The organism is Pseudomonas abietaniphila (assembly GCF_900100795.1).
Taxonomy (GTDB): domain Bacteria; phylum Pseudomonadota; class Gammaproteobacteria; order Pseudomonadales; family Pseudomonadaceae; genus Aquipseudomonas; species Aquipseudomonas abietaniphila.
This window is the reverse complement of record NZ_FNCO01000018.1, coordinates 58,607-74,246: the sequence shown is the minus strand read 5'-3', so window position 1 is coordinate 74,246 and position 15,640 is coordinate 58,607. Positions and strand designations below refer to the sequence as shown.

The window sequence follows — 15,640 nt, the reverse complement described above, 5'->3', positions numbered from 1 at the left end:
ACGGGATTTCCACGTTTTTGTCTAGCTGGGATCAACCGGCTTTTTCAACTTCGGATTAGGGAAGAACTGCACACCCTGAACCTTCGGATCAGCCGGTTTCGGCACAGGCTTGTTGACGCGTGTGCCCAGCTCTTTCGGGATCGACTGACCCTGGGCATTGAGCGTGTCGGAATACCCACAGGCCACGCATTCGCGGTGCGGAACATCGTCCTCGCTCCACATCATCAACTTGTCGGGCTCGCTGCACGCCGGGCAGACCGCCCCGGCGATGAAGCGTTTCTTGGTAATCACGTGCGGTGTATCGGTCATGCTGCCGCTTCCTCGCTCAAGCCGGAATGGCGCAAGAGTGCGTCAATCGAAGGCTCGCGTCCCCGGAAGTCGACGAACAGCACCATCGGCGCCTGCGAACCGCCACGGGCCAGAATCGCCTCACGGAACGCGCGACCGGTTTCGGCATTGAGTACGCCGTCTTCTTCGAACTTGGAGAAGGCATCTGCCGACAGTACTTCAGCCCATTTGTAGCTGTAGTAGCCGGCGGCGTAACCGCCTGCAAAGATGTGCGCGAAACTGTTGGGGAAGCGGTTGTAGGCAGGCGGACGCATGACCGAAACCTCGTCACGCACGCCTTCCAGTACTTGCAGCGTGGTGCGACCGTCGCCGTGGGTGGCGTGCAGTTCGAAGTCGAACAGGGAGAACTCCAGCTGACGGACCATCATCAGGCCGGACTGGAAATTCTTCGCCGCGAGCATTTTTTCCAACAGATCCTGTGGCAGCGGCTCGCCGGTTTCGTAGTGACCGGAGATCAGCGCCAAACCTTCCGGCTCCCAGCACCAGTTCTCCATGAACTGGCTTGGCAGCTCGACCGCATCCCACGCCACGCCATTAATGCCCGAGGCGCCCGCGTGCTCAACACGCGTCAGCAAGTGATGCAGACCATGGCCAAACTCGTGGAACAGCGTCGTCACTTCATCGTGGGTCAGCAGGGCAGGTTTGCCCGGTGCCGCCGGGGTGAAGTTGCACACCAGATTGGCAACCGGGCTTTGCAGCGAGCCGGCCAATGTGCGACGACGGTCACGCGCACCGTCCATCCACGCACCGCCGCGCTTGTTGGCGCGGGCATAGAGGTCAAAGAAGAAGCGGCCGACGTGCTGACCGTTTTCCTTGATTTCAAACAGACGGACGTCCGGGTGCCACGTGTCGAAGCCTTTCTGCTCGGCGATTTCGATGCCGTACAGCTTTTGCACAATCGCAAACAACCCGGTCAACACCTTGTCGACCGGGAAGTAGGCGCGCAGTGCCTCCTGAGACACGCTGTAACGCTGTTCCCGCAGTTTCTCGCCATAGAAGCCGCTGTCCCAGCTTTGCAGGTCCGGGCAGCCCTGTTCGGCGGCGTAGGCTTTCAGCTGTTGCAGGTCTTGAGCGGCAAATGGCTTGCTGCGCTTGGCCAGGTCACGCAGGAAACTCAGCACCTGATCGCTGGACTCGGCCATCTTGGTCGCCAGGCTCAACTCCGAAAAGCTCGCGAAGCCCAGCAGTTTTGCCAGCTCCTGACGCAGGTCGAGGATCTGTTCCATGATCGGGCCGTTGTCGTTCTTGCCGGCATTCGGGCCTTGGTCCGACGCACGAGTGCAGTAGGCTGCATAGACTTCTTCGCGCAGCTTGCGGTCGTGGGCGTAGGTCATCACCGCGTAGTAGCTCGGGAATTCCAGGGTAATCAGGTAACCGTCGAGGTCTTTTGCCTTGGCCGCAGCGGCCATTTGCGCCTTGGCCGAATCAGTCAGGCCGGCGAGGGTGGCTTCGTCGGTGACATGCTTGGTCCAGGCCTGCGTCGCATCGAGCAACTGGTTGGAGAACTGGCTGCCCAGCTCCGACAGTTTGCTCTGCACTTCGGCGTAACGCTTCTGCTGCTCGGGCGGCAGATCGATGCCCGACAGGCGGAAGTCACGCAGCGAGTGTTCCAGAATGGTTTTCTGCGCCACGTCGAAACCGGCGGCCTCCGGGCTGTTGGCCAACGCTTCGAAGGCCTGAAACAGTTCGCGGTTCTGGCCCATGTCAGTGGAGTAGGCGCTCAATGCCGGCAGGCACGACTCGTAGGCTTCGCGCAGTTCGGCGCTGTTGCACACAGCGTTCAAATGGCTGACCGGGCTCCAGGCCGCGCCCAGACGATCGTTCAGTTCGTCCATCGCCAGCACCAGGCCTGCCCATGTAGGCTGCGTACCTTGCTTGGCGAGGATGTCGGCAATCGCAGCGCGGTTGTCGGCAAGAATCTGGTCAATGGCAGGTTTTACGTGCTCGGCGCGGATCGCCGAGAAAGGTGGCAGGTCGTACGATTGCAAAAGAGGGTTGTTCGCGCTCACGGTTTGGCACCTTGGCTGGAAGAAACACCTGAGCATCTTAATTAGAATCGGCGCTGACCGCAGCTATCAGCGCCAGAGAAGGAGCCTATTGTGGCTATTCGTACTTTCCAGAATCACACACCGGCCCTTGGCGACCGGGCGTTTGTCGATCATTCGGCCATTGTTATCGGCGATGTCGAGATCGGCGCCGACAGCTCCGTCTGGCCACTGACGGTGATTCGCGGCGACATGCACCGCATCCGTATCGGCGCCCGCACCAGCGTTCAGGACGGCAGTGTGCTGCACATCACGCACGCAGGGCCGTTCAACCCGGACGGTTTCCCGCTGTTGATCGGCGACGAAGTGACCATCGGCCACAAGGTCATGCTGCACGGCTGCACCATTGGCAGCCGCATCCTGATCGGAATGGGCAGCACGATCATGGACGGCGCCGTCGTCGAGGACGAAGTGATCATTGGTGCTGGCAGCCTGGTGCCGCCGGGCAAGCGTCTGGAAAGGGGCTTCCTGTACGTTGGCCGGCCGGTGAAACAGGTTCGTGCGCTGACCGAGAAGGAAATCGCCTTCTTCCCCTACAGCGCGAGCAATTACGTGAAGCTCAAGGACCAGCATCTGGCCGAAGGTTTCGACAAGCCCTGCTGAGCAAGACAGCTTTCCCCTGGACGCTGATTAACCTGTGGGAGCGAATTCATTCGCGAGACGTCGGTACATTCGAGGCCCCCCCTGCGGATGTGCGGACCTCTCGCGAATGAATTCGCTCCCACAGAGTCCGTGCATCACCCAGACATTCTCTTCACGCTTCTGAGAGACGACATGCATTACCAGAATATTCTGTTCGACCTGGACGGCACGCTGACCGATCCACGCGAAGGCATCACGCGCTCGATCCAGTTCGCCCTGAGCAAACTGGGAATCGACGAGCCCGACATCACTCGCCTTGAGCACTTCATCGGGCCACCGCTGTTGCAGCAATTCATGCGCACCTACGATTTCGATGAGGCCAAGGCGTGGGAAGCAGTGGGGTTCTATCGCGAGCGGTTCAAGGTCACCGGCCTGTACGAAAATCTGGTGTTCGATGGCGTTTTCGAGCTGCTCGACCTGCTGTCCGATCAAGGCCGCACGTTGTTTATCGCGACGTCAAAACCCTGGGTATTCGCCCATGAGATCGCCCGGCACTTTGACTTTGCCCGGCACTTCAAGCTGATCTACGGCAGCGAACTGGACGGCACGCGGACCGATAAAGTCGAATTGATTCGCCATCTTCTGGACGAGGAAAAACTCGATCCCAAGCAGACATTGATGATCGGCGACCGCAAGCACGACCTCATTGGCGGTAAACGCAACGGGCTGGACGTGGCGGCGGTAGGGTATGGGTTTGGCAGTCGCGAAGAGTTGGAAGCCGAAGCGCCGACGTATCACTTTGAATCGCTGAAAGCGCTGCATCAGGCGTTTCTCAAATCCTGACCGCACCACTTCCCATTGTAGGAGCGCGCTTGCCCGCGACTGCGGTGTGTCATCCGGCATTGATGTTTCAGGAAGGCCGCAATCGCGGGCAAGCGCGCTCCTACAGGTCCGAGGTCAGGCTCAAGGCTTCGCCAACCGCTCGAGCGCGGCCTTGCGCTCTTCCTTGGGCAACGCCCCCATCTTCTCGACTGCTGCGAAAAAGGCCACCCAGTCTCCGTTGACCTGCCTGAACAGCGCCTCGAACGAGGGCACCCACTGATCATAGAGTCCGATCGGGAGTAACCGGGCGTTGTTCATGGGTGCGTACACCCACGCATCGAAACGCTTGTCGCCGCCCCATTGGCTGTCACGCATCTGTCTGTATTCACTGCGCAGACGCTCGAATTCTGCCGTCTTGCGCTGGCGCATGACGTCCGCGCCAAGAGGCTCGGCGTAAAGCGCTTTGAGACGGTCCCGGGTATTGAGCACCAGTTGCGTGAGTTGATCACGACGTTGCGTCTCCGAGGACGCTGTCTCGGGCGGCAATCCTCGCGCTGCCCGCCACTGCCGGGTGCCTTCTTCTTCCACGAAGGTGGCGTAGGACTCATTGAACTCGCTGTCGTCCTTCACATAAAACCGCTGGTGCGCCAGTTCGTGAAAGATCAACGTCGCCAGACGTTCATCACCCCAGTTCATCATTGAGCTGATGATCGGGTCGTTGAACCAGCCCAGGGTCGAATAGGCCTCGACGCCGCTGACGTACACGTCTTTGCCGTCGAGCTTCTGCAACGCCGCTTCCCCTCGCGCCGCATTCTGGTCGTAGTAACCGCGATAGGCGACGCAACCTGCGATGGGGAAGCAATGGGTCACCGGATCAAGAGAAAACTCGCCTGTGGCGAAGACGTTCCAGACCACGTAAGGCCGATGGATGTCCGCGAACAGCCGATAGCTTTGATTGTCCGGCAGATGCAGGTGCTGGCTGGCGAACGCGCGAGCCTGCTGCGACTTGAGCAGACGGTCGCGCAGCTTGGGATCACGCTGCGGATCGGCAATGATATCGCTCACCGGCTCGCGCGCCCTGAGCAACGCCAACTGACCGCTGGCCAACTGCGTGTAATAGGAAAGACTGGAACAGCCGCTGAGGAGTAAAATCGCCAGCATCGGCACGCCGCGCCGGAACCACGTTGTTTTGAGTCGATTCATCCAGCGGCCTTAACGTAGAAAAACACAAGGTGCACAGCGTCGACTGTTATGCCGCAGAGCCGGCCCGCGACGCAACCACCCTCGTCATCTGCCTGAATGCGGAGTCTGCCATGCGCCTGCCCCTGTCGATCATTGCTCTGAGTCTGCTGGCTGGATGCGCGGGGCCATTGCCTGCGGTCGATCCGCAACAAGCCTGGGTCGACCTGCACACGTTCACCGGCAAGACGCTGATGGCCGACAAGCTGGACGGTGTGCGTACGGAGGATGGCCGCTATTTTCAGGTCACGCCAGGCAAACACAAACTCGAAGTGCGTTACGACTATGAATACGCACCGGGCGGGATGGGATTGTCGATGGACATTTACAACGAGCTGACATGCTACGTGACGATCAACTACGACCATTTCGAAGCGGGCCACCGTTATCGCCTCGACGTGCGCCACATCGCCAACAGCATCGACGCCCAGCTGCGAGACGAGCAACGCAGAGTGCTGGCGGAAGAGGGCGAGATTTTTTGCATTCCTTAGGACCTACAAGAGGATGCGGGTCCACTCGACACTCACCGATCATTCTTCTGATAGATGATCTTCCTGGTGCCGTTCTCACAGGTGCCCACGACCATGTTCTGATCATGAACCTCTTCGTTGCCGACGACTTCCAGCGTGTATGAACTGACGTTCTGCGCCTGGATCTTGGCTTCGATCTCGGCCTTGAGCTCCTCGCAGGGTTTGGGAGCAGCGAACACGCTGGTGGTCAGTGCACTGATGATCAGGGTTGCGGCGATGCGTTTCATGTTCGACTCCTTCGATGCCGTGCGATTCGCATTGGCCCTGCATATGACCTTGCCGCGACGAGCCGGTTCTCCTTGGCCCGAAACGCAGATGACCCGCATGTGCGGGTCATCGGGTGTTGCCTCAACGCAGGATCAGCTCAGCAGCGTGGCATCCAGGGTGATCTTCGCGTTCAGCACCTTGGAGACCGGGCAGCCTTCTTTGGCCATTGCAGTCAATTTGTCGAACTGCTCTTGAGTTGCGCCTGGGACTTTGGCTTTCAGAGTGAGGTGCACAGCGGTGATCGCGAAGCCGCCATCGACCTGATCCAGTGTGACGTCAGCAGTGGTGTCGATGCTGTCGGCCTTCAGGTTTTCACCGCCCAGGATCATCGACAGAGCCATCGAGAAGCAACCCGCGTGGGCTGCGCCGATCAGCTCTTCCGGGTTGGTGCCTTTGCCGCCTTCGAAGCGGGCCTTGAAGCCGTAAGGGGCTTCGCGCAGCACGCCGGTTTCAGTGGAGATGCTACCGATACCTGTCTTCAGGTCGCCTTCCCAGTGGGCGGATGCTTTCTTGACGATGCTCATGGTGTCTCCTCATGAATGAAAAAAGTGCGAAGTGATCGCACGTGGACCAAAAGTCTGAGGAGTGTAGGCGGGAGTTAGTTCAACAGTTATGACACGCGTGCTTAATTTGTCTTTTTTCGGCTATGGAAAATCCGACCAAATTAGTAGGAATTTTCTCTCTGCCCATTGCAACCTCAAAATCCGGCCTTATCCTATGGCTTAACGCAAATATTTAGGCTTAACGCAGGCTTTGCTCTCACGCCCCGAACGTCTGAGGCGCCAGACCAAGCCCCAAGAGGATCAACAGCGGCCTATGAAACGATTAGCTGATGTGAAGATTTCTACCCTCGACCTGGTTCCGGTGCGCGAGGACAAAGGCCCGGCGGTTTCGCTGCGCAATGCGCTGGACCTGGCGCAACATGTCGAAAAATGGGGATACAACCGATTCTGGGTCGCCGAACACCACAACATGGACGGCATCGCCAGCTCAGCCACCTCAGTACTGCTGGCGTATCTGGCGGGCGGCACGTCGACCATCCGCGTCGGCTCGGGGGGCGTCATGCTGCCCAACCACGCGCCGTTGGTGATCGCCGAGCAGTTCGGCACCTTGGCCAGTCTGTTTCCGGACCGTATTGACCTGGGTCTGGGACGCGCGCCGGGCTCCGATCAGATGACCGCTCGCGCCCTGCGCCGTGAACGCTCCGGCAGCGCCGACGACTTCCCCGATGACGTCGCGGAACTCATGAGCTACCTGGGGCCGCGCCAGCCGCACCAACGCGTTATCGCCGTGCCGGGCACTAACACCAACGTGCCGATCTGGCTGCTGGGGTCGAGTCTGTTCAGCGCGCAGCTGGCCGGTCAGCGAGGCTTGCCGTATGCGTTCGCCTCACACTTCGCGCCGCGTTACATGCATGAAGCCATTCGGGTCTATCGCAACCATTTCCAGCCTTCCGAGGTGCTCGACAAGCCTTACGTCATGCTGGGCGTGCCGTTGGCGGCTGCCGATACGGACGAGCAAGCGGAGTATCTGGTGACGTCGGTGTACCAGCGTATTCTCAACCTGATGCGCGGGCAGAGCCTGATGCAAAAACCTCCGGTCGAGAGCATGAACGGCCTGTGGCTGCCCCATGAACGCGAAGCGGTGATGGACTTCCTGGGGCTTGCGATGGTCGGCGGCCCGGAAAAGATCCGCGCCAAGCTGGACGTGTTGCTGGAACAGACCGACGCCGACGAGCTGATTTTCACCTGCGACATGTATGAGCACGCTGATCGGCTGCGCTCTTACGAGATTCTGGCGCAGGTCGCGAAAGGCTAGTCTGCGCACACAAAAAAACCGACGCCAGATGCGTCGGTTTTTTATGGGCACAACGGGCTGAATCAGCCGCGTTTGTAGACAATTTCCTTGCTGCCGCCGTCGCAGGTGCCAACGACCTTGCCGTCTGCGGCGCTGCCTTTGTCCACAGCTTCAAGCGTGTAAGACGCCACGCCTTTGGCTTTGATCTTCGCGTCGATGTCCGCCTTCACGTCATCGCACGATTTTCCGGCTGCAAAGGTGGTGCCCGCAATGCTCAACAACCCAACCGCCAAAAGAATCTTCTTCATCGGTCACACTCCCTCGTCAGGCGCTTTTCAAGCGTAAAAGGCCGCTGGAGATCAGCGGCCCGTCACAGAGTCCTCGCGTCCGAATTCACGAACGGCGGGGTATGTATAGCGAAGGCTATGGCACTCGGCCAGTTTAAAAGTTCAGGTTTTTCAGCTGTTATCGATGCGGAAGCCCACTTTGATGGTCACCTGGAAGTGCGCCACTTTGCCGTTCTCGATATGCCCGCGCGTCTCCAGCACTTCGAACCACTCCATGAGCTTGACGCTCTTGGCGGCCTGGGCAATCGCATTCTGAATCGCATCGTCGGTGCTGGTGGTCGACGAGCCGACCAGTTCGAGCATTTTGTAAGTGTGGTGATCAGTCATGGCAGTTTTCCTCAAATGGTCTTCGATTGGAGCGTAGCAGCGAATCTGCTCCTGACGTCCGGCGTGGCTTGCCTACCTTTGAGGCGCATGGACCGGCTGAAAAGTTCATAAAAAGCGGCTGTTCGAAACCCGCACTGCACTTTCTGAAAACCCTGTAGTCGGAATCAACACACGCCACTCATCACTGCAGGAGAGTCACATCATGGCATTCACGTCATCCCGTAAAGCGTCATTGCAAAGCATGGAAGCCGAGATCGAGAGTTTGCTCAAGTCACTTGAGAGCTTGAAGTCCGACGCTTCGGACGAGTCGCGCAAAACCCTGAAGTCCTTGAAGGCCAACGCCGAAAGCGCGCTGAGTCATTCGCGCAGCCTGCTGAGCGATGTCTATGAGGACGTTAAAGTGAAAACGCGCGAAACCGGCGTTGCCACACGTGACTACGCCCAAGAGCATCCTTGGACCACCGCAGGCGTCGCCGTGGGTGCGATCGGTTTGCTGGCGGCCTACTTGCTGTGCAAGCGCGGTAGTTGATTACACCTGACCTGAACGTGCCAGCTCTTGCCTGAGCCATTGGGCCAGTTGTTGCGCCCGCCCATCGGCGGCACGTTTGGGTATCCACAAAGCCAGTTGCGCCGGGGTTTCACTGAAGCCCCATGGCGCAGCGAGGCGTCCTGCCTTTAAGTCATCCGCGACCAACGGCTCCGGGGCGATGGCAACTCCAAGGCCTGCAACTGCAGCCTCCAGCAAGTAATACAGATGCTCGAAGCCCTGACCGTAGTGCAGCGCGTCGGGATCGATACCGTTTTGCTTTGCCCAACTGGGCCATGCTTGCAAACGCGACGTGGTTTGCAGAAGCGGCTCGCCCTGCAATGCCTGTGCAGGCGCCTGGCACAGCGCCTCGAACCGCGCGAAACGGGGGCTCAATACAGGGCCGATTCGTTCGCTCGCCAGTTCGAAGACCTGCATATCCGCAGGCCAGGGCGGCTCCGCGAATACCAGCAATGCATCCAGCCCCGGTCGCCGCGGATCCAGATCCCCTTCGCCAGCGGACAGATGCAACCTCAGATCGGGAAGGTCGGCGTTCAGCCTTCCCAGCCGAGGGATGAACCATCGCGCCAAAAGACTTCCCGAGCAGCCGAGAACGAACGGGGCATCCGCGCTGCCTTGGCTCAGCTCGGCGCACACGCTGCGCAGTCGGTCGAATGCTTCGCCGCTGGCGTCTCGCAGACGAATACCGGCATCTGTGAGTTTCAGGCCGCGACCATCCTTGCTGAACAGGCTAACGCCCAGGTGCTCTTCGAGAACTTTCAGCTGTCGGCTAACAGCGCCATGGGTAACGTGCAGTTGCTCCGCAGCCTGACTCACACTGTTGAGGCGGGCAGTGGCTTCAAAAGCACGCAAGGCTTTCAGCGGGGGAAGGTCTCGGCTCATGGGATCTGTGAGTTTTTCTGACAGGTTGCGCCGATCTTATCGGTTTTCATCGGCCTTTGCGCTGGTTAAAGTGTGTTCACTGCCTTAACGGCTCACCCTATTCGTCACCTCGGAGGTTCCTATGTCCCAGACAGAGACCCAATATCGCAATGGCCCGGACGTGCGCGGCATGTTCGGCGCGTTCGGCGGTCGTTACGTAGCCGAAACCCTGATGCCGCTGATCCTCGACTTGAACCGTGAGTATGAGATCGCGAAACAAGACCCTGCCTTCCTCAAGGAACTGGCCTATTTCCAACGCGATTATGTGGGTCGTCCAAGCCCGCTGTATTTCGCCGAGCGTCTGACCGAGCACTGCGGCGGCGCCAAGATTTACCTCAAACGCGAAGAGCTGAATCACACCGGCGCGCACAAGATCAACAACTGCATCGGCCAGATCCTGCTGGCCCGTCGCATGGGCAAGAAGCGCATCATTGCCGAGACCGGCGCTGGCATGCACGGCGTGGCAACCGCCACCGTGGCCGCGCGCTTTGGCCTGGAATGCGTGATCTACATGGGCACCACCGACATCGAGCGTCAGCAGGCCAACGTGTTCCGCATGAAACTGCTGGGCGCCACGGTCATCCCGGTGGTGGCCGGCACCGGCACCTTGAAAGACGCAATGAACGAGGCGCTGCGTGACTGGGTGACCAACGTCGACAGCACCTTCTACCTGATCGGCACGGTGGCCGGTCCACACCCTTACCCTGCGATGGTCCGCGACTTCCAGGCCGTGATCGGCAAGGAAACCCGCGAGCAGATGCAAGCCCAAGAGGGGCGCCTGCCAGACAGCCTGGTCGCGTGCATCGGCGGCGGCTCCAACGCCATGGGCCTGTTCCATCCGTTTCTGGATGACACCTCCGTGCGCATCATCGGCGTCGAAGCGGCCGGTCACGGCATCGAAACCGGCAAGCACGCAGCGAGCCTGAACGGCGGCGTTCCGGGCGTACTGCACGGCAACCGCACGTTCCTTCTGCAGGACAACGACGGCCAGATCATCGACGCACACTCGATTTCTGCCGGTCTGGACTACCCAGGCATCGGCCCTGAACACGCGTGGTTGCACGACATCGGCCGCGTCGAATACACCTCGGTCACTGACGACGAGGCCCTGACCGCGTTCCACCAGTGCTGCCGTCTGGAAGGCATCATTCCGGCGCTGGAAACCGCTCACGCCCTGGCTGAAGTCTTCAAGCGCGCACCAACGCTGCCAAAGGATCACCTGATGGTGGTCAACCTGTCCGGTCGTGGCGACAAGGACATGCAAACCGTCATGCACCATATGGATCTGTCCAAGCAGGAGAAACACTGATGAGCCGCCTGCAAACACGTTTTGCCGACCTCAAAGAACAAAACCGTGCCGCCTTGGTGACGTTCATCACTGCGGGTGACCCTGCGTATGACACTTCGCTGGCGATCCTGAAAGGCCTGCCAAAAGCCGGTGCCGATGTGATCGAGCTGGGCATGCCCTTCACCGACCCGATGGCCGATGGCCCGGCGATCCAGCTGGCGAACATTCGCGCGCTGGACGCCAAGCAGAATCTGGCGAAAACCCTGCAAATGGTTCGCGAGTTCCGCGTCGAAGACACCACGACCCCGCTGGTATTGATGGGTTACTACAACCCTATCCACAACTATGGCGTAGAGCGTTTTATCGCCGAAGCGCGTGAATCCGGTGTTGATGGCCTGATCGTGGTCGACCTGCCACCTGAGCACAACAACGAGCTGTGCGACCCCGCGCAGGAAGCGGGTCTGGACTTCATCCGTCTGACCACGCCAACCACCGATGACAACCGTCTGCCAACCGTTCTCAATGGCAGTTCGGGCTTCGTGTACTACGTGTCGGTGGCCGGTGTAACCGGTGCGGGCGCGGCGACCATCGAGCATGTGAAAGAAGCGGTCACACGTCTGCGTCGCCATACCGACCTGCCGATCAGCATCGGTTTCGGCATTCGCACACCGGATCAAGCCGCCGCCATCGCCCGTGTCGCCGAGGGCGTGGTAGTCGGCTCTGCGTTGATCGATCAAATCGCCAACGCGCAGTCGGCCGATCAGGCCGTCAGCGGTGTGCTGAAGCTGTGCGCCGAGCTGTCCGAAGGCGTGCGTAAGGCCCGTGTGTCCTGAAGGTAAAGTTTCTGATACAGAGGAATCTCCACCTTTGTTAGCAGACTAAGCAGTACAGCAAAGGGGTTCAGAACCTGATTCTGAACCCCTTTTTGCTGACTCGAATTTGCTCAGGAGCACGCTACATGAAAGTCTCGAATCGTTTGATCGCAGGGTTAGGCGTGCTGATGCTCAGCGCCAGTGCGCTGGTCCACGCGGCACCCCCGGATCAACGTGGCGGCAATGACGACCATGGCCCTGGCCAACATCAGGACCGAGGCCCGCAAGGCGGTCCACAGGATAATCGAGGCAATGATCACGGTAACGATCATCGCAATGACGAGCATGCCGACAATCGTGACAACGATCATCGTGGTGGCCGTCCACCGTCAGATTTTGGAGATGTGCGCCGCACGATTCAGGAACACCGCGAGGTCATTGGCCGCGGCCAACCGCTGCCGCCAAATATCCATATCGTGAAAGGCCATCCGCTGCCACGGGGTTACGGCCGTCGTCTGGATGACCGCTCGCTGCAGTACCTGCCGCGTTACGACGGTTACGAATGGCGTCGTCTGGGGCCGGACATCGTCCTGATCGCGGTCGGCAGCGGGATCGTGTATGAGATCCTGGAAGGTGTTCTGAACTGACCCCGACGCAATTTGGCTAACGATACAAGCCCTGTGGGAGCGAGCTTGCTCGCGAAGGCGGTGGTACAAACCCTGATGATGCAGTGGGTGTACCGGCCTCTTCGTGAGCAAGCTCACTCCCAAAGTGGGGACAGTTTCAGCAGTAACAGTGTCGCCGTTACACCTTGAACATCCCCACATTCAATTCCCGAATCCCGCCCATCCAGATCGCATGCTCGGTGTGGTCGGCAAGGTCATCGCCGGTATCAGGATGGGTGAAGATCACCAGTCCGTTGCGATTCAGCGCCAGATACAGCATCACATCAGCGAACTTTGCATGCTCGAACGCCAACTGACAGCTCCAGTCGGGATGCGGCCCCACAGGCCGCTCATGCACTCGCCCCATGCGGATATCGAATTTGGCCGCCACGGTCTCGCACAACGCACGCGCCTGCTCGATGGTCTGGGCATCGAAATAAACGTGGGCGTGATAGCCCTCGATGGATGACATCTGGCCTCTCCTTTAACGAGGGACTGTCTTTGACTTGGCAAATCTCAAAGATAAGGTTGTCGCTATACTTTTGCATCAAGCGCTATCACCAAAGCAAAAGTGTTGCCGGAAAAGTGCATCGCTTGTCACCCTATCAGATTGAGAGGTGTTGACCGTGGGAGCATGAACACGTCTTCGCATAACAAGCGCGAAGACGAGGGAGACATGCACTGGCTATCTAGTGGTCATTCCAGCCAAAAACTGGGTTTGCTTCCTCCTCCACCGATTGGCCCATATCCACTGCCGGGATGGCCTTGGTGAGTGGTCGGAGGAGGAAGCCGAGGCCTTTTCCGAGGTTTATATTTCGTAGGACTGGGTGCTTGCGGAGCACTCGGGATTGGGAGCGGTGCTGTCACAACATTGGGTGTCGGCAACGGAGTCGGCGTTGGCGGCGGTACCCAAGCAGGGATTACGGTCCCTGAAGGTATCGGCCCCAACACGTTATCGGATATCTCTCTGAAAAGACCTCCAATGCGATCAGCGACCATTCCAACTGTGCCATTTAACACGGCCGCCGTCATTGAGGGTGTATCCACTCGCGCACGCCAATTCTGTGCAACGGCTTTAATCTCTGCGTTACCAATGACAGATGCAGTCGCCATGAGATTTTCCGTCTTCACCAAAATGGCGGCCTCTGCAATCGGGTCACCCGCGGAAGCAAGTATTTCAGACCAATAATATTCACGCATTGCATCGCTTGCAACGACAGTGAATACCGAATTTAATGTCCAGGCGTCGGGGGAAAGACCATAGTCGCCGAAAGCCTTGTTGTGAAAACTCCAGGCCTCGCGATAGTTGATATCCCTATTAACGACCCCTTGAGTCTTGTACTGAGCGGCCAGCGCATCCAGATAACCTCGGGCCATTTTAGTGTAGATAAAATTTAGGGTATCACCTGATACGACGATACCCTCACGCTCTGCGGTTGCCTTCATAAAGCCCACAGCAGCGGCACCAGAGGCAGAGCTTTGACTCACCACATTTTCCGCCAAAATGGCATAGTTGTAGCCTTTAAGTTGCAGGACCGCGTACATCGAGGATACAGAGTCGTGGGTGAGCAAGATATCCAAACTTTTCAGATCTTGCTGGGTTAAATTTTGTGGCATCATAAATTCCCTATAACTGCATCTAATAATTTTTGTTAAAGAAGCCATCCGAAGCTATAGAATCCGTAGAAGAAAAGACTTAGGTAGACGATCAGTGTCCATCGAATAATATTAAGGAAGACATTTACAAATCTTCTGTTAACTCGCTCGCCCAACCATCTCCAACTCGATATAAAAACGACTTTTATATCCAGCAGTACCCGCCGTAGCTGAGGTCGCATACAGCACTCCTTCAAAACTGTCTTCGCTTTAACAGTGGGGCGAATGCACCATACTCTCTAGCGTTCATCTGATCTCGAGAGAAGAAGTAACCCTGATTTAAGAAGAGAGTAAACCCGGCCCCGTCCGATAAAACCGTAGGAAATTTCGCCGTCGTTCATTGGGCGGCTGAGCAATCGAGCCTCTGTCCAGTGTCAGGGGTCGGAACAGTCGCATTTAAGAGAACTTCAAATCGCGATGGAAGGCATCGGCTTGCCGACCAACGAATCCCCGCTCAACGCTTGCTCACTTTTTAACCAATCGACGAAACGCTGCACGATCTGCACCCGCCGCTTTCGCTGTGGCAACACGATGTAATATCCGTAACCCGATATTGCCGTCGCGTCGATCGGACGGCACAACAAGCCTTGATCCAGCAGATCGTCCACCAGATGTCGCCAACCAATGGCGACACCCTGGCCGCCGATCGCCGCTTGAATCAGCAATGTGTAGTTGTCGAATCGCAGCTGTCCCGGCGCGGGCGCCTGGGCGATGTTCAGCGCGCGGAAGACGCCGCCCCAGTCAAACCAGTTGGTGCTGTTTTCGCCACGCAAGTGCAACAAGGGAAATTCCTTCAACGCCTCATTGGGTAAGGGCAGGGGGCGTCCAGCCAGCAACTTGGGGCTGCAGACCGGAAATACTTCCTCGCTGAACAACCAGTGGCTTTCCCCCTGCTTGAAGCGCCCGTCGCCAAACAGTACGGCAACGTCGATGTCCGCGCGCAGCATGCTGTGGCTACGCTCGCTGGTCACCAGGCTCACGTCCACGTCGGGGTTGTCTTTGTGGAAGCGATGCAGGCGCGGCATAAGCCAATACGCGGCGAAGGCAAAGTCAGTCGCGACCTGCAACACCTCATGTTGATGCTGCTCGGTGATGAGGCTCAGACCGGCATCCATCGACTGCAATCCACTTTGCACGTGATTGAACAAAATCTCGCCGGCGTCGGTGAGTTCGATGCCTCGGTAGATGCGATCAAAGAGGCGCGTTGCCAGTTGTTCTTCTAACCTTTTGATTTGCTGGCTGATGGCCGGTTGAGTGGTGCCGAGCTCGACGGCGGCCGCCGTAAAGCTACGCAACCGGGCGGCAGCTTCAAAACCGCGCAGCAGGTCCAATGACATATCACCGAGGGCTTCAAACATAAGCGTGGCTTATCCTAGGCATTGCGTTTTATGGGCTTTACCGCTGATCCCATGGGTCTCATTCTCTGGAGCAGCAATTTCGCATAAAT

Annotated in this window: 19 protein-coding genes; 8 read left to right on the top strand and 11 right to left on the bottom strand. The window is 58.3% G+C overall.

Going from position 1 to position 15,640, the window contains the following annotated elements:
• Nucleotides 1–21: 21 nt before the first annotated feature.
• Nucleotides 22–309, bottom strand: a complete 288-nt coding sequence (locus BLS87_RS27060; protein ID WP_074757508.1) for a YheV family putative zinc ribbon protein — start codon at nt 307–309, stop codon at nt 22–24.
• Nucleotides 306–2,393, bottom strand: coding sequence for an oligopeptidase A (gene prlC / locus BLS87_RS27055; protein WP_167362113.1), 2,088 nt, complete (start codon nt 2,391–2,393; stop codon nt 306–308). The genes BLS87_RS27060 and prlC overlap by 4 nt, the downstream gene beginning before the upstream one ends.
• 54 nt (nt 2,394–2,447) lie before the next feature.
• On the opposite strand from prlC, the gene BLS87_RS27050 reads away from it, so the two are divergent.
• Both BLS87_RS27050 and BLS87_RS27045 read left to right on the top strand, forming a co-directional pair.
• Complete coding sequence (locus BLS87_RS27050) at nt 2,448–2,996, top strand: gamma carbonic anhydrase family protein (protein ID WP_074757504.1); 549 nt, start codon at nt 2,448–2,450, stop codon at nt 2,994–2,996.
• 171 nt (nt 2,997–3,167) lie between these two features.
• Entirely contained in the window at nt 3,168–3,818 is a 651-nt protein-coding gene (locus tag BLS87_RS27045) for an HAD family hydrolase (RefSeq protein ID WP_074757502.1), read from the top strand.
• A gap of 120 nt (nt 3,819–3,938) precedes the next feature.
• Here the strand turns inward: BLS87_RS27045 and BLS87_RS27040 are convergent, their stop codons facing one another.
• Complete coding sequence (locus BLS87_RS27040) at nt 3,939–5,000, bottom strand: aminopeptidase (protein ID WP_074757500.1); 1,062 nt, start codon at nt 4,998–5,000, stop codon at nt 3,939–3,941.
• A 110-nt stretch (nt 5,001–5,110) separates the two neighbouring features.
• Between BLS87_RS27040 and BLS87_RS27035 the strand changes: the two genes are divergently transcribed.
• Nucleotides 5,111–5,527 (top strand): PA0061/PA0062 family lipoprotein, encoded by a 417-nt coding sequence (locus tag BLS87_RS27035; RefSeq protein WP_074757630.1) that lies wholly within the window; start codon nt 5,111–5,113, stop codon nt 5,525–5,527.
• Nucleotides 5,528–5,559: 32 nt separating this feature from the next.
• Here the strand turns inward: BLS87_RS27035 and BLS87_RS27030 are convergent, their stop codons facing one another.
• Nucleotides 5,560–5,793 (bottom strand): DUF1161 domain-containing protein, encoded by a 234-nt coding sequence (locus BLS87_RS27030; RefSeq protein WP_074757499.1) that lies wholly within the window; start codon nt 5,791–5,793, stop codon nt 5,560–5,562.
• A 132-nt stretch (nt 5,794–5,925) separates the two neighbouring features.
• The gene (locus tag BLS87_RS27025; RefSeq protein WP_074757497.1) at nt 5,926–6,357 is read right to left on the bottom strand and encodes an OsmC family protein; all 432 of its coding nucleotides are present in this window, start codon (nt 6,355–6,357) and stop codon (nt 5,926–5,928) included.
• A gap of 292 nt (nt 6,358–6,649) precedes the next feature.
• Here BLS87_RS27025 and BLS87_RS27020 point away from each other — a divergent pair, with 292 nt between their 5' ends.
• A complete protein-coding gene (locus BLS87_RS27020; protein ID WP_074757494.1) occupies nt 6,650–7,651 on the top strand; it encodes an LLM class flavin-dependent oxidoreductase in 1,002 nt (333 codons plus the stop codon).
• Between the two features lie 62 nt (nt 7,652–7,713).
• Here the strand turns inward: BLS87_RS27020 and BLS87_RS27015 are convergent, their stop codons facing one another.
• Nucleotides 7,714–7,938 carry a DUF1161 domain-containing protein gene (locus BLS87_RS27015; RefSeq protein WP_074757492.1) on the bottom strand — a complete coding sequence of 75 codons (225 nt, stop codon included), beginning with the start codon at nt 7,936–7,938 and terminating at the stop codon, nt 7,714–7,716.
• Between the two features lie 150 nt (nt 7,939–8,088).
• Entirely contained in the window at nt 8,089–8,304 is a 216-nt protein-coding gene (locus tag BLS87_RS27010) for a dodecin (protein WP_074757490.1), read from the bottom strand.
• Between the two features lie 202 nt (nt 8,305–8,506).
• Between BLS87_RS27010 and BLS87_RS27005 the strand changes: the two genes are divergently transcribed.
• Nucleotides 8,507–8,833, top strand: a complete 327-nt coding sequence (locus BLS87_RS27005) for an ElaB/YgaM/YqjD family protein (protein ID WP_074757488.1) — start codon at nt 8,507–8,509, stop codon at nt 8,831–8,833.
• On the opposite strand, the gene BLS87_RS27000 is transcribed toward BLS87_RS27005, so the two are convergent.
• Nucleotides 8,834–9,733, bottom strand: coding sequence for a LysR family transcriptional regulator (locus BLS87_RS27000; RefSeq protein ID WP_074757486.1), 900 nt, complete (start codon nt 9,731–9,733; stop codon nt 8,834–8,836). It lies immediately after the preceding gene.
• A gap of 121 nt (nt 9,734–9,854) precedes the next feature.
• On the opposite strand from BLS87_RS27000, the gene trpB reads away from it, so the two are divergent.
• The 3 genes from trpB to BLS87_RS26985 all read left to right on the top strand — a co-directional run bounded on the left by trpB (nt 9,855) and on the right by BLS87_RS26985 (nt 12,519).
• On the top strand, nt 9,855–11,081 hold the full coding sequence (trpB, locus tag BLS87_RS26995) for a tryptophan synthase subunit beta (RefSeq protein ID WP_074757484.1): 1,227 nt from the start codon (nt 9,855–9,857) through the stop codon (nt 11,079–11,081).
• Nucleotides 11,081–11,893, top strand: coding sequence for a tryptophan synthase subunit alpha (gene trpA, locus BLS87_RS26990; RefSeq protein WP_074757482.1), 813 nt, complete (start codon nt 11,081–11,083; stop codon nt 11,891–11,893). The genes trpB and trpA overlap by 1 nt, the downstream gene beginning before the upstream one ends.
• 125 nt (nt 11,894–12,018) lie before the next feature.
• Nucleotides 12,019–12,519 carry an anti-virulence regulator CigR family protein gene (locus BLS87_RS26985; protein WP_074757480.1) on the top strand — a complete coding sequence of 167 codons (501 nt, stop codon included), beginning with the start codon at nt 12,019–12,021 and terminating at the stop codon, nt 12,517–12,519.
• A gap of 157 nt (nt 12,520–12,676) precedes the next feature.
• Here BLS87_RS26985 and BLS87_RS26980 read toward each other — a convergent pair whose 3' ends face one another.
• From BLS87_RS26980 to BLS87_RS26970, 3 genes are all read right to left on the bottom strand, one after another.
• Nucleotides 12,677–13,009 carry a DOPA 4,5-dioxygenase family protein gene (locus BLS87_RS26980; protein WP_074757478.1) on the bottom strand — a complete coding sequence of 111 codons (333 nt, stop codon included), beginning with the start codon at nt 13,007–13,009 and terminating at the stop codon, nt 12,677–12,679.
• Between the two features lie 224 nt (nt 13,010–13,233).
• A complete protein-coding gene (locus tag BLS87_RS26975) occupies nt 13,234–14,154 on the bottom strand; it encodes a hypothetical protein (protein WP_074757476.1) in 921 nt (306 codons plus the stop codon).
• A gap of 446 nt (nt 14,155–14,600) precedes the next feature.
• Entirely contained in the window at nt 14,601–15,551 is a 951-nt protein-coding gene (locus tag BLS87_RS26970) for a choline sulfate utilization transcriptional regulator (RefSeq protein WP_074757474.1), read from the bottom strand.
• Nucleotides 15,552–15,640: the final 89 nt, after the last annotated feature.

What these genes read in the sequence shown, in the direction of transcription:
- BLS87_RS27060 (WP_074757508.1), bottom strand. Translation starts at nt 309, where the DNA reads ATGACCGATACACCGCACGTGATTACCAAGAAACGCTTCATCGCCGGG.
- prlC (WP_167362113.1), bottom strand. Translation starts at nt 2,393, where the DNA reads ATGCTCAGGTGTTTCTTCCAGCCAAGGTGCCAAACCGTGAGCGCGAAC.
- BLS87_RS27045 (WP_074757502.1), top strand. Translation starts at nt 3,168, where the DNA reads ATGCATTACCAGAATATTCTGTTCGACCTGGACGGCACGCTGACCGAT.
- BLS87_RS27040 (WP_074757500.1), bottom strand. Translation starts at nt 5,000, where the DNA reads ATGAATCGACTCAAAACAACGTGGTTCCGGCGCGGCGTGCCGATGCTG.
- BLS87_RS27035 (WP_074757630.1), top strand. Translation starts at nt 5,111, where the DNA reads ATGCGCCTGCCCCTGTCGATCATTGCTCTGAGTCTGCTGGCTGGATGC.
- BLS87_RS27030 (WP_074757499.1), bottom strand. Translation starts at nt 5,793, where the DNA reads ATGAAACGCATCGCCGCAACCCTGATCATCAGTGCACTGACCACCAGC.
- BLS87_RS27025 (WP_074757497.1), bottom strand. Translation starts at nt 6,357, where the DNA reads ATGAGCATCGTCAAGAAAGCATCCGCCCACTGGGAAGGCGACCTGAAG.
- BLS87_RS27020 (WP_074757494.1), top strand. Translation starts at nt 6,650, where the DNA reads ATGAAACGATTAGCTGATGTGAAGATTTCTACCCTCGACCTGGTTCCG.
- BLS87_RS27015 (WP_074757492.1), bottom strand. Translation starts at nt 7,938, where the DNA reads ATGAAGAAGATTCTTTTGGCGGTTGGGTTGTTGAGCATTGCGGGCACC.
- BLS87_RS27010 (WP_074757490.1), bottom strand. Translation starts at nt 8,304, where the DNA reads ATGACTGATCACCACACTTACAAAATGCTCGAACTGGTCGGCTCGTCG.
- BLS87_RS27005 (WP_074757488.1), top strand. Translation starts at nt 8,507, where the DNA reads ATGGCATTCACGTCATCCCGTAAAGCGTCATTGCAAAGCATGGAAGCC.
- BLS87_RS27000 (WP_074757486.1), bottom strand. Translation starts at nt 9,733, where the DNA reads ATGAGCCGAGACCTTCCCCCGCTGAAAGCCTTGCGTGCTTTTGAAGCC.
- trpB (WP_074757484.1), top strand. Translation starts at nt 9,855, where the DNA reads ATGTCCCAGACAGAGACCCAATATCGCAATGGCCCGGACGTGCGCGGC.
- trpA (WP_074757482.1), top strand. Translation starts at nt 11,081, where the DNA reads ATGAGCCGCCTGCAAACACGTTTTGCCGACCTCAAAGAACAAAACCGT.
- BLS87_RS26985 (WP_074757480.1), top strand. Translation starts at nt 12,019, where the DNA reads ATGAAAGTCTCGAATCGTTTGATCGCAGGGTTAGGCGTGCTGATGCTC.
- BLS87_RS26980 (WP_074757478.1), bottom strand. Translation starts at nt 13,009, where the DNA reads ATGTCATCCATCGAGGGCTATCACGCCCACGTTTATTTCGATGCCCAG.
- BLS87_RS26975 (WP_074757476.1), bottom strand. Translation starts at nt 14,154, where the DNA reads ATGCCACAAAATTTAACCCAGCAAGATCTGAAAAGTTTGGATATCTTG.
- BLS87_RS26970 (WP_074757474.1), bottom strand. Translation starts at nt 15,551, where the DNA reads ATGTTTGAAGCCCTCGGTGATATGTCATTGGACCTGCTGCGCGGTTTT.